The organism is Umezawaea sp. (assembly GCF_057122925.1).
Genome location: NZ_DBNGPQ010000190.1, coordinates 1 through 10,928 on the forward strand (window position 1 = coordinate 1; position 10,928 = coordinate 10,928).

At 73.6% G+C, this 10,928-nt stretch carries 13 protein-coding genes; 10 read left to right on the top strand and 3 right to left on the bottom strand.

The window, feature by feature from the left end; all coding sequences use genetic code 11:
- From AC156L_RS42390 to AC156L_RS42415, 6 genes are all read left to right on the top strand, one after another.
- Positions 1–965: glycine-rich domain-containing protein (locus AC156L_RS42390; protein ID WP_484407848.1), on the top strand; the 965-nt coding region annotated here is incomplete at its 5' end.
- A 339-nt stretch (positions 966–1,304) separates the two neighbouring features.
- Entirely contained in the window at positions 1,305–1,655 is a 351-nt protein-coding gene (locus tag AC156L_RS42395) for an STAS domain-containing protein (RefSeq protein WP_330878682.1), read from the top strand.
- A 95-nt stretch (positions 1,656–1,750) separates the two neighbouring features.
- The gene (locus AC156L_RS42400; RefSeq protein ID WP_330878681.1) at positions 1,751–2,140 is read left to right on the top strand and encodes an STAS domain-containing protein; all 390 of its coding nucleotides are present in this window, start codon (positions 1,751–1,753) and stop codon (positions 2,138–2,140) included.
- 422 nt (positions 2,141–2,562) lie between these two features.
- Positions 2,563–2,988 (top strand): ATP-binding protein, encoded by a 426-nt coding sequence (locus AC156L_RS42405; protein WP_330878680.1) that lies wholly within the window; start codon positions 2,563–2,565, stop codon positions 2,986–2,988.
- A gap of 168 nt (positions 2,989–3,156) precedes the next feature.
- The gene (locus tag AC156L_RS42410; RefSeq protein ID WP_330878679.1) at positions 3,157–3,558 is read left to right on the top strand and encodes an STAS domain-containing protein; all 402 of its coding nucleotides are present in this window, start codon (positions 3,157–3,159) and stop codon (positions 3,556–3,558) included.
- 47 nt (positions 3,559–3,605) lie between these two features.
- The gene (locus AC156L_RS42415; protein WP_330878678.1) at positions 3,606–3,977 is read left to right on the top strand and encodes an STAS domain-containing protein; all 372 of its coding nucleotides are present in this window, start codon (positions 3,606–3,608) and stop codon (positions 3,975–3,977) included.
- 29 nt (positions 3,978–4,006) lie between these two features.
- On the opposite strand, the gene AC156L_RS42420 is transcribed toward AC156L_RS42415, so the two are convergent.
- On the bottom strand, positions 4,007–4,945 hold the full coding sequence (locus AC156L_RS42420) for an NmrA family NAD(P)-binding protein (protein ID WP_330878677.1): 939 nt from the start codon (positions 4,943–4,945) through the stop codon (positions 4,007–4,009).
- A gap of 122 nt (positions 4,946–5,067) precedes the next feature.
- Between AC156L_RS42420 and AC156L_RS42425 the strand changes: the two genes are divergently transcribed.
- From AC156L_RS42425 to AC156L_RS42440, 4 genes are all read left to right on the top strand, one after another.
- On the top strand, positions 5,068–5,412 hold the full coding sequence (locus tag AC156L_RS42425) for a winged helix-turn-helix transcriptional regulator (protein ID WP_330878676.1): 345 nt from the start codon (positions 5,068–5,070) through the stop codon (positions 5,410–5,412).
- Between the two features lie 159 nt (positions 5,413–5,571).
- Positions 5,572–6,153: a (2Fe-2S)-binding protein gene (locus AC156L_RS42430; RefSeq protein ID WP_414720016.1), complete on the top strand. Its 582-nt coding sequence runs from the start codon at positions 5,572–5,574 to the stop codon at positions 6,151–6,153.
- Positions 6,153–7,130: an FAD binding domain-containing protein gene (locus AC156L_RS42435; RefSeq protein ID WP_330878675.1), complete on the top strand. Its 978-nt coding sequence runs from the start codon at positions 6,153–6,155 to the stop codon at positions 7,128–7,130. Before AC156L_RS42430 ends, AC156L_RS42435 begins: the two co-directional genes overlap by 1 nt.
- Positions 7,127–9,310 carry a xanthine dehydrogenase family protein molybdopterin-binding subunit gene (locus AC156L_RS42440; RefSeq protein WP_330878674.1) on the top strand — a complete coding sequence of 728 codons (2,184 nt, stop codon included), beginning with the start codon at positions 7,127–7,129 and terminating at the stop codon, positions 9,308–9,310. The genes AC156L_RS42435 and AC156L_RS42440 overlap by 4 nt, the downstream gene beginning before the upstream one ends.
- Here the strand turns inward: AC156L_RS42440 and AC156L_RS42445 are convergent.
- Complete coding sequence (locus AC156L_RS42445; protein ID WP_330878673.1) at positions 9,288–10,217, bottom strand: LysR family transcriptional regulator; 930 nt, start codon at positions 10,215–10,217, stop codon at positions 9,288–9,290. The two genes, AC156L_RS42440 and AC156L_RS42445, sit on opposite strands and share 23 nt — an antisense overlap.
- 189 nt (positions 10,218–10,406) lie before the next feature.
- A complete protein-coding gene (locus AC156L_RS42450; protein ID WP_330878672.1) occupies positions 10,407–10,595 on the bottom strand; it encodes a hypothetical protein in 189 nt (62 codons plus the stop codon).
- Between the last annotated feature and the right edge of the window lie 333 nt (positions 10,596–10,928).

Here is a 10,928-nt window from a genome sequence, read left to right on the forward strand (position 1 = left end):
GCTGCCGGGACACGGCGCTGCGCCCACCCCGGCACGCGTACGAGTTCGTCGACGAACCCCACTCGCAGGAGGTACCGGCAATGCCCGCCCGCACCCGACCGTCTCGGCCCACCGCCCGGATCGACCGGCGCACCCGCTCCTCGTCCCCCACCGGTCTTCGCGCCGCGGTGCTGACCACGATCACCGTCGCCACCGCGCTGCTGCCCACCGCGACTCCCGCCGTCGCGGCGCCGATTCCCTTCGACACGACCATGTCCACCCCCGGCGCCGGAACGTTCGAGATCCCGGCGGAGGTCACCGCCGTCACCCTGACCGCCTGGGGAGGCGGCGGTGGCGGAGGGGGCAGCGCGGGCGTGGACTCCGGTGGAGCGGGCGGGGGTGCGGGCGCCACGCTGACCTGCACTCTGCGACTGGCCCCGCACACCGAACCGCTCGTCCTCGCCTACGTGGTCGGTGCGGGCGGCGAGGGCGGAACCGCCGCCGCGGACGAGGGCGGTGCTCCTGGTGGCGGGGGTGGAGGAGCCACCACCGTCGGCACGACCGGGGAAGGCACTGGGCGCGCAACCGTCTCCGTGGTCGCACCGGGCGGTGGGGGCGGGGGCGGCGGTAGCGCCACCGGCCAGGGAGGTGCGGGCGGTCGCGGCGGCGGCGAGCACGGCGGCGCCGGTGGTGCGGCGGGCCTGATCGGCACCGGTGACCTCGACGGCAGCGTCGCCCTGGGTGGGGCACGCGGTGGCGCGACCACGTGCAGCCTCATGTCCGCGGCCAGCGCCAACGTCGTCGTCAACTCGACCGGGCGGGGCAACGGCTCCAACGCCCACCGGCCGGACGGCCGCCTCAACAGCGGCAGCGGCCTGGGAGGACGGGCCACCGCCCTCGGCGGGAGCGGCGGCGACGGCGGGCGTGACCTCGTGACCGCCACCAACGGTGCCGACGGCGGTCTGCGCGTCCAGTACGACACCTGACCCACCGCGGGAACACGGGTCCCACGACCCGATCTCCCTTCCGCACCACAGCGTCGGCGGCACGACCCACCCGCGGCACCACGGGAGGGGACCGGGCCTGGAACCCTCCCCTCGTTCGGGGCACGACCGCGGCGGAGCGACACCCCCTGGCCTTCCGGCCGCGCTCCCGCACCACACCGGGACCCGGCTGCCGGGTCCCGGTGTGCGTCGGGCACCGACTCCCGAGGACGGTTCGCCGCCACCCGTGATCGGCACGGGTGGCGGTGCCGTGCTGTGCTGGTCGGGGCGGCGTGCTCCCAGATCGCCGCGGTTCCAGTGTTCCCCACCGAGACGAGGCCTATGCAGCCCGAACCACAGCACGACCTCCTGACCACCACGGCGCACGCGCCGGACGTGCTCGCGGTAGCGGGCGAGCTCGACACCATGACCGTCGCACCACTGCGCGACGCGGTCACCGCCCTGATCCAGCGGACCCCGGCCGCGGGCACCGCGGTGCTCGACTTCTCCGCCGTGACGCACTTCGGCTCCAGCGGGATCGAACTGCTCCTCCAGGCCCGTGGCGACCTGCTCGCGCGCCGTGCCGCGCTGCGGGTCGTGCCCAGCAGGCAGGTCACCAGGGTGCTCGCGATGATGAGCCTGGACCGGCTGCTGGAACTGCACCGCACCCGCGCGGAAGCCCTCGCCTCGTAGGACCCCGGCGTCACCCGACCAGGTGTACCGAACGCCCGGTCACGCCTGACCGGGACATACTGGACGCCCTCCTCCGCCGGTGACAGGAGCGCAGGATGACCTCGCTCGCCGACACCGCCGCCGAACCAGCGGTCGTGACCGTCGACCCCGTGCGCGCGACGGTGACCGTCACGATCACCGGTGAACTCGACGAGGCCAGGACGACCGGCGTCGCGCTCGCCCGTGCGACGGCCGTGCGCGCCGACACCGTGGTCTTGGACGCCCGCGCGGTGGGGTTGTGCACCCTGGAGGGCGCGCACGCGCTGCTGCTGCTCGCCCAGCACTGCCGCGACCTCGGCCGCGACCTGCGGGTGCTGCCCTCGACAGCGGTGCGCCGGAAGGTGGACGCCCTGGGCGTGGGCGTGCTCATCCCCCTCGTCCGGTCCCCGGACGACGCCCAGGGGACGGGATCAGGATCGGTGCGGGACGGCACGTCGAAGCGGTGACCCGCTGGAGCGCCGCACCACCGCCCCTGGCATCACCCGGCGACGATCCGCGTGGTCACGGCCCGTGCCGCCCCGCGCCGTCCGGACTGCCTCGGTGAGGCGATCGCACGAAGGTCGCGGTGGCGGTCCGGTCTGGTGCGCGGCGGACTCGAACAGCACGCGGGGGCTCGGGACGCGGACCGCGATGGTCCCGGTGTCCCGGGAGAACGACGTGGACGAGCACCGCGGGCACGTCGCCGAACTCGCCGCGGTGCTGGGCAGGCACGGTCACGACCACGAGGGCGGCGAGCACCCGGCCGACGGCTCGTCCGTGGAGGACGTGCTCACCGGTCCACGCCCCGCGGCGAGACCGACGCCGATGTCTTCCGACCCTCCTCGGCACGTTGACCGGAGGTGTACAAAGGGTTGATCGGAGGGGTGGCATGACGGAGCTGCGCGACGGCGTCGGCGTGACCGCGCCGACCCGGCGGATGTCGCTGGCGTCCAGGCCGGAGTCGGTCGAGGTGCGGCGCTGGACCCGTGGCACCCTCTCCGCGCACGTGGACACGTACACGCTGGTCGACGTGCTGCTGATCGTCGGTGAGCTGGTCGGCAACGCCTACCGCCACACCTCCAGCCCCAGGGAGCTGCGGGTGACCAGCTCAGGGGTCGGCGTGCTGATCGAGGTCGAGGACGGGGATGTCGACCACCCGCGGGAGATGGCCGTGTCCGCCGACGACTGGGGCGGCCGGGGAATCCAGGTCTTGATCGAACTGGCCGCCTCGTGGGGCGTGCGCGTCGAGGGCGGCGGCAAGGTCGTGTGGGCCCTGCTGTCGCACGGGGAGGGACCCGCACCGCGTCCAGGCTGAGAAGATCGCCCGCCGGAACCCCTCCCGCGTCCGCACCACCGCGGAATCTCGCTCGACGACCCCCGCGTCACCTGGGTGCCGATAATCCGATCGGGGGAAAAACCTAACAAAGACGTTTGACGTTCTCAAAACTGGATAGGTAGCGCAGTCGGATCGGGGAGGCGTCGCATGGACGGCGGGCCGTGCTTGTTCGTGGTGGCGACGCGGAACCACGCCCACGGGTTCGGGATCACCAGCGTCGTCGGCGAGGTGGACTACGACTCCATGCCGAGGATCCGCAGCGCGATCGACATCGCCGCCGGCAGCGGAACACCGCACGTGCTGGACCTGACCGGCGTGACGTTCTTCGGCGCGGCGGGCCTGCACTGGCTGTCCGACCTGGTCACCGACGTCGACCACGTGCGGGTGATCCCCTCGCCCCAGGTGGCCCGCGCGATGGGCGCCTGCGGGATGCGCCCCGCCGTGTCGCTCTACCCGACGGTGTCCGACGCGGTTCGCGGCCTGACCACCCCCGACGCGCGGCAGGGGACCGACAGCCGCCCCCAGCCGCGCGACCACCCCACGGGCTGACCGCCGCCCGTCCCGCACGACGCAGCCCGGTCGAAGAGGTGGGGCACGTGAACGGCGAACCCGTGATCGACAGCACCGTGGACCTGGACGAGGTCCGCGGCTGGGCGGTGGTCACCGTCTCCGGCACGCTGGACGCGCTGTCGCTGCCCGAGGTGAGGGTGTGCGTCGACGAGGCCATCGGCCGGTCACGACCGCTGGTGCTGGACATGTCCGGCGTCACCTTCATCGGCCCGGCGGGCGTGACCCTCCTGCTGGACACCGCCGCCAGGACCGAGGACCTCCGCGTGGTCGCGTCCCGCCGCGTGCTCCACGTCCTCGACGCGGTCGACGCGCGCGCGGCGGTGGCGCTCCACTCCTCCGTCACCGCGGCGACGGTCCCTGGCCGCCTGCGGCGTCCGCCCGAGCCGCGCACCGGCTGAGGCGTCCGGCCCTCCGTCGAGCGGTGGTCTCAGAGCGCCGTCGGCCACTCGTCCCGACCCCACGTCGTGTCGGGCGGGGTGAAGTGCGCCGCGCCCCGGTCCGCCAGGTACGCCGCCACCGAGGTCGGCACGACGTCCGGGTAGTCCGCGTTGCGCACGTCCCGCAGCGATCCCGTTCCGTCGAACATGGCCACCTGGGCCTGCAACGCCACGCACTGGAACATCGTGGACGCCGTGAACCGCCTGCGCGCGACCTCCTCGCGCAGGTCCCGCAGCGTGCCCTTGCGCACCAGTTCCCACCGCCGCCCGGACGCCGCCTCGACCTCGTCGCGCAGCTCCAGCATCGACAGCCGCTGGCCGACCACGTGCACCTCGCGGCCCGCGGTCTTCGGGTCGAGCGCGATGGCGGCGGTGTGCGCGGCGGTGTCGGGGATCGTGGTGACGTCGATCGGACGCGTGCCCTCGCCCCACAGGGAGAACGTGCTCGCCGCCGGGTCGAGCACCTCGTGGACCGCTCCGAGGAAGTACTCCGGGAACGCGCCGATCGCCACCGACGTGCGCGCGACGCTCGACGTGGCGAACTCGTCGGCGAACACGCGGCGCAGGTCGGACAGCACGTTCACGCCGTAGCCGTAGCCGTGGAGGTTGATCGAGAAGTCCGACGGGACCATCCGGTGCACTCCCGCCCCCTCCGCGGCGCGCAGCAGTGCCCGCTGCCCGTCGATGATCACCTCCGGACCGCCCTGCACCGCTGACACCACGACCTCCACGCCGTCGAGGTGCCGCGCCAGCGCGTCCGCGCCGTCCGCCAGGTCGCCGACGCACGGCGTCAGGTTCGGGTGCGCCGCCAGTTCGTCCACGGAGGCCGGTCGAACCAGGGCGCGCACGTCGGCGCCCCGGTCGAGCAGCTTCTCCACGACCTGCCTGCCGAGGCTGCCGGTGGCGCCCGCCACCAGAACCGTCGTCATCGCGGTTGCTCCTTCCCAGGGCCGGGGGCTGCCCGCGTGGCGCTCTCCCCGGTGCAACGCAGGAGCATTCCGCTCGACGGCACGAGCTGGCAAAGAGAACCAAAGTTACTTACTCTGGAGAAGTGACCAAGAAGCCCGGCACTCCCGTCGACGAGGAGAGCTGCCACCGGATCCTGCGCGCGCTCGACATCATCGGGGTCCGCTGGACCGGGCCGATCCTGCTCGCCGGCGCCCGCGGCGCCCGCCGGTTCAAGGACTACCGCGCCCTGGTCCCCGGCATCTCGGACCCGCAGCTGACGCTGCGCCTCAAGCAGTTGCAGGCCCGCGGCCTCGTCGAACGCACCGTCGTCCCCACCACGCCGGTGCAGATCCTGTACACCCTCACGCCCGACGCCGAGGAGCTGGTCTCCGCCCTCCGACCGCTGTCGCACTGGAGCATGCGGAACCTCCCGCACGACGACACCTGAGCCCGTCGGCCAGCCCGCGCACCCCGGCGCGCCCGACAGTCCCTGCGCTCCCGCACGCGCTGGTCACGGCGATCCGGGCTCGGGCCATGCGCCGGACGCATACGGGTGATCCGCAAGTCGCGTTGGCGGTGACCTCGACCGCCGTGAACGCTGAACCGCATGACGCAGCACGAGGGCATCACCAGACGCGGCCTGCTCGGCCTCGTCGGCACCACGGCCGCCGCCGCGGCGGTCCCGCTGGGCGGAGGGAGCGCCGCGGCGCGGACCGCGACCACCGACGTCGCCGTGCGCGTGACGGTCAACGGGACGGCCACGTCGCTGACCGCCGATCCGCGCGAGACGCTGCTGGACGCCGTGCGGGAGCGGCTGGCGCTGACCGGCACCAAGAAGGGCTGCGACCGGGGCCAGTGCGGCGCGTGCACCGTGCACGTCGACGGGCGGCGGGTCGTGTCCTGCCTGACCCTGCTGGCCACGCTGGACGGCGCCGCCGTGACCACGATCGAGGGGCTGGCCGACGGCGACCGCCTGCACCCGCTCCAGCGGGCGTTCATCGACCACGACGGCCTCCAGTGCGGGTTCTGCACCTCCGGGCAGATCATGTCGGCGGCGGCGGTGATCGAGGAGGATCGCGCCCGCACTGACGAGGAGATCCGCGAGCAGATGTCCGGCAACATCTGCCGGTGCAGCGCGTACCCCGGCATCCTGGCCGCGATCCGCCAGGCGCGGACGGAGGAGCGCTGATGCGCGAGTACGTGTTCGAACGCCCCGGCACCGTCGGCGACGCCGTGCGGCGCGGCGGTTCCGGCACCGCCTTCCTCGCGGGCGGGACCACGCTCGTGGACCTGATGAAGCTCGACGTCATGACCCCCGACCGGGTCCTCGACATCAACCGCCTGCCGCTGCGCGGCGTCGACACGAAGGGCGGCGGACTGCGGATCGGGGCCCTGGCGCGGATGAGCGACGTCGCCGCCGATCCCCTCGTCCGCCGCGGCTTCCCGGTGCTGAGCCGGGCGCTGGAGCTGAGCGCGTCCGGCCAGCTCCGGAACATGGCCAGCATCGGCGGGAACCTGCTGCAGCGCACGAGGTGCGGCTACTTCCGGGACGTGAGCACGCCCTGCAACAAGCGGCAGCCGGGCAGCGGGTGCCCGGCGCTCGGCGGCGAGAACCGGATGCACGCCGTCCTGGGCACCAGCGACTCGTGCGTCGCCACCCACGCCAGCGACCTCGCCGTGGCGCTGGTCGCGCTCGACGCCAAGGTCCGGTTGCGGGGTCGCGACGGCGCGCGCACCGTCGACCTGCGCGACTTCTACCTGCTGCCGGGCACCACCCCCCACCTCGAACACGACCTGCGGCCCGGCGAACTCGTCACCGACGTCGTCGTCCCGCGTCTCGACTGGGCGCGGCACTCGACGTACCTGAAGGTCCGCGACCGGCGGTCGTTCGAGTTCGCGCTGTCCTCGGCGGCGGTGGCCGTCCGGCGCGACGGCGACACCATCCTCGAAGCACGGGTCGCGGTCGGCGGCATGGGCACCCGGCCGTGGCGGCTGACGGCGGTCGAGAACGCACTGGTCGGACGCCGGGCCTCCGAGGAGACCTACGCGGAGGCCGCCGCCACCGCCGTGGACGGCGCCCGCCCGCTGCGGCACAACGCCTTCAAGCCCGAGCTGATGAAGCGCACCCTGATCCGCGCCCTGCTGGAACTGGAGCAGACCCGATGACCGCCTCCCCCATCGGCCGCGAGACCGATCGCGTCGACGGACCCCTGAAGGTCACCGGCGGTGCGCGGTACGCCGCCGACCACCGCCCCGAGGGCCTGGTGCACGGGCACCTCGTCCAGGCGACCGTCGGCCGGGGAACCGTCCTCGGCATGGACGTGTCCCGCGCCGAGACCGCACCGGGCGTCCTCGCCGTCTTCACCCCGTTCCGCCCGCTCCCCCTCAACCCCCCGAGCCCCCAGCAGAGCGGCGAGAACTACAGCGCGTTGCAGGACACCGCCGTGCGGTTCCGCGGCCAGGTCATCGGCCTGGTCGTGGCCGACACGCCCGAACGCGCCAGGGACGCGGCCTCGCTGGTCACCGCCGACTACGCCGTCACACCGTCGCGGACCTCGCTCGCCGACGGGAGCCCCGGCGTGCCGCAGGGCGTCGTGCAGAAGCTCGCGCCGGGCGTCACGTCCATCGACGCCGTGCTGGCGTCGAGCCCGGTCACCGTCACCACGTCGGTCTCCCAGCACGCCCAGCACCACATCGCGATGGAACCCCACGCCACGACCGCGGTGTGGGTGGACGACCAGCTCACCGTCTACTCCGGAGCGCAGGCGCCGCAGCGGGCCGCGGCGACGATCGCCGCCCGCCTCGGCGTCGACCCCGCGAAGGTACGGGTGATCTGCCGCTACACCGGCGGCGGGTTCGGCCAGCGCTCACCGGTGTGGAACGAGGCGCTGCTCTGCGCCGCCGCCGCCCGCGCGCTCCGCCGCCCGGTTCGGGTGGTGCTGAGCCGCGAACAGGTGTTCACCGCCATCGGCCACCGGGGGGCGGTCCGGCAGACGATCCGGCTCGGCGCCGACACCGACGGCAGGCTCCTCGCGCTGCGCCACGACAGCGACGGCGAGCTGCCCGCGGCGGGCGGCTGGCAGATGATGCCCGGCCGCGACACGTCGGCCGTGTCCTACCGCACGCCGAACATCCGCATCGACCAGCGACTGGTCACGTTGGACACCCCGCCGACCTGGTCGATGCGCGCACCGGCCGAGGCGCCCGGCACGTTCGCCCTCGAAACCGCGATGGACGAGCTGGCCGTGCTCACCGGCGTCGACCCGGTGGAGCTGCGACTGCGCAACTACGCGACCGAGGACCCGGTGGAGGGCCGCCGCTTCTCCAGCAAGCACCTCGACGAGTGCTACCGGGTCGGGGCCGAGCGGTTCGGCTGGGATCGGCGCCAGGCCCGCCCCCGGTCCCGGACCGACGGCGACTGGCTGATCGGCCTCGGCACGGCGAGCGCGATCTACCCGGCGTGGCGCCAGTCCGCGTCGGCGCGGGTGCGGTTCCGCGACGACGGACGCGTCGCCGTCTCCTCGGCCACGTCCGACCTCGGCACCGGCGCCCTCACCGTGCTGGCCGTGGTCGGCGCCGACGAACTGGGGGTGCCGGTCGGCACCGTCGAGGCGGAGCTCGGCGACTCCGCCCTGCCACCCGGCGGTGTCGGGGCGTACGGGTCGAGCGTCACGACGAGCACGGTGCCCGCGGTGCGGGCGGCGTGCCGGGCGGCGGTCGAGGCGCTCGTCCGCGCGGCCGTGGACGAGCCGCGGTCCCCGTTCGCCGGGTTCGACCCCTCGACCGTGCGCTACCGGCAGGGCCGGGTCGAGGCGCGCGGCCGGTCGGTCGACTTCCACACCCTGCTCCGGACCACGGGCGTGCCGCAGGTCGAAGCGGTCGCCACCACCGAGCCCGACACCGCGTCCCCGTACCGGTTCCACTGCTTCGGCGCCCACTTCTGCGAGGTGCGGGTCCACCGGCTGACCGGTGAGCCGCGGGTCGACCGGTTCACGTCGGTGTTCGACGTGGGACGGGTCGTCAACGCCAAGGCGACCCGGAGCCAGCTCGCGGGCTCGATCATCTGGGGCGTCGGGCACGCCCTGATGGAGGCCGACCCGATCGAGCCGGACGGGAGGTTCGCCGCGGCGACCATGGCGGACTACCTCGTGCCGGTCCACGCCGACACGCCGGCGATCGACGTGCACTGGCTCGACCGCCCCGACCCCCACATCAGCGAGTTCGGCGCGAAGGGGTTGGGCGAGATCGGGCTGGTCTCGGCCGCGGCGGCGATCGGCAACGCCGTGTTCAACGCGACCGGGATCCGCGTCCACGACCTGCCGATCACGATGGAGAAGCTGTTGTGAGCCCACCGGTCATCTCCGCGGCGGCAGCGCGGATCGTGCCGCGCAGCCAGGAGTGCATCGGGTCGGACTCCAGCCGCGCGTGCCACACCATCCCGTAGGGGAAGGCGTCGAACTCCTCCGGAGCCTCGACCAGCCGCACCCTCGGGTGAGCCGCCAGCTGCGACTCGGCCAGCCTCCGGGGGAGCGTCGCCACGAGGGGTGTTCCGGGCAGCGGTGCGAACGCCGAGCCGAAGCTCGCCACCCGCACCGCCGCCGTCCGGCTGTGCCCGAGTTCCTGGAGCCACCGCTCGATCATCGGCTGCTCCCGCTGGACCAGGGTGATGACCACGTGGCGGGCCCCGGTGTAGTCGGCCAGCGAGAACCGGTCCCGCACGGGGTGCTCGTGGTCCACCGCGCAGACCACGTCGTCGGTGAACACCTGCTCCCAGCGCAGCGGAGCGGCCGGTCGCAGCACGGACAGCGCGATGTCGGCCCGACCTCGTTCGAGGTCCGCGAACGTGTCGTCGTCCCTCGGCTGGACGGAGACCTCCAGGTCGGGAGCGGCCAGGAACAGCCGCGGCAGCAGGTACGGCCCCAGCGTCGCGGTGGTGTAGTCGGTACCGATGATCCGCACGACCCCGGTCGCCGTGGACGGGTCGAACCCCCGCCCCGCGAGGAGGCCCTCCAGCCGCGGCAGGAGCAGCGCCAGCTCGTGCTGCACCTCCCGCGCGCGGGGCGTCAGCTCGTACTCGCCGCCCGACCGGACCAGCAGGTCGTCGCCGAACAGCGCGCGCAGCCGCCGCAACGTCCGGCTCATCGACGACTGGCTCAGGTGGAACCGGTCGGCGGCCCGCGTCACGTTCCGCTCCTCCAGCATGAGGGAGAGGGCACGCAGTTCGTGCAACAGCCCGAGATCACCATGCGCCATGCGCCCAGTATGCCTCCGCGCACCGGTGCCGCCGCGCACCGTCCACCGTCCTCAGAGGACTCGAGGGGGCGAGCCCGGTGAAGGCGGTCACCGCTACGACCACCAGGACACGGGGGTGAACGCGTCCGAGGCGCGGTCCGACGACGCCAGGTGGTCGCGACGCGACACGATCGCGCAGGTCACGACAGCTCAGTCCAGCAGAGCCATCACCTTCGACACGCGGATCCGGGTCGTGGATCTCCCGTCGGCCGCGATCGGCGAGGACAGGTTGCCCGGCACGCCGGAGTCGGTTACCCACGCGGACGCCGTGACACCGCCCTGGCCGTCGCCGCCGGAGCACGGCGACGGCTTCACGCCGTACTCGTGGTCGTCGGGCACCTGGCACAGAGCGATGGAGCAGCAGGACGAGAGCTAGTCGTCGGTCCCGGTGACCGTGACGGTCTCCCCCGCCTCCACGAGCCCGCTCTCGTTCGAGGCCGACAGGGTGAGGTCGTTGCGCAACGCGACCCTGTCCAGATCCCCTGAGGTTGGTCCGCGGACACCTCCTGTGGAGCTTGAAGAAGTCGTTCCGCCAGTACGTCGACACCGGCCTGACCGGCTGTCCCGCCACCGGCAACACCATCGCCGCCGCGGACGGCGCGGAGATCACGAACGTCGACGAGGTCGTCGGCGACCGCAGGCCCAGCCCGGACGGCATCCCCACGAGCGCCT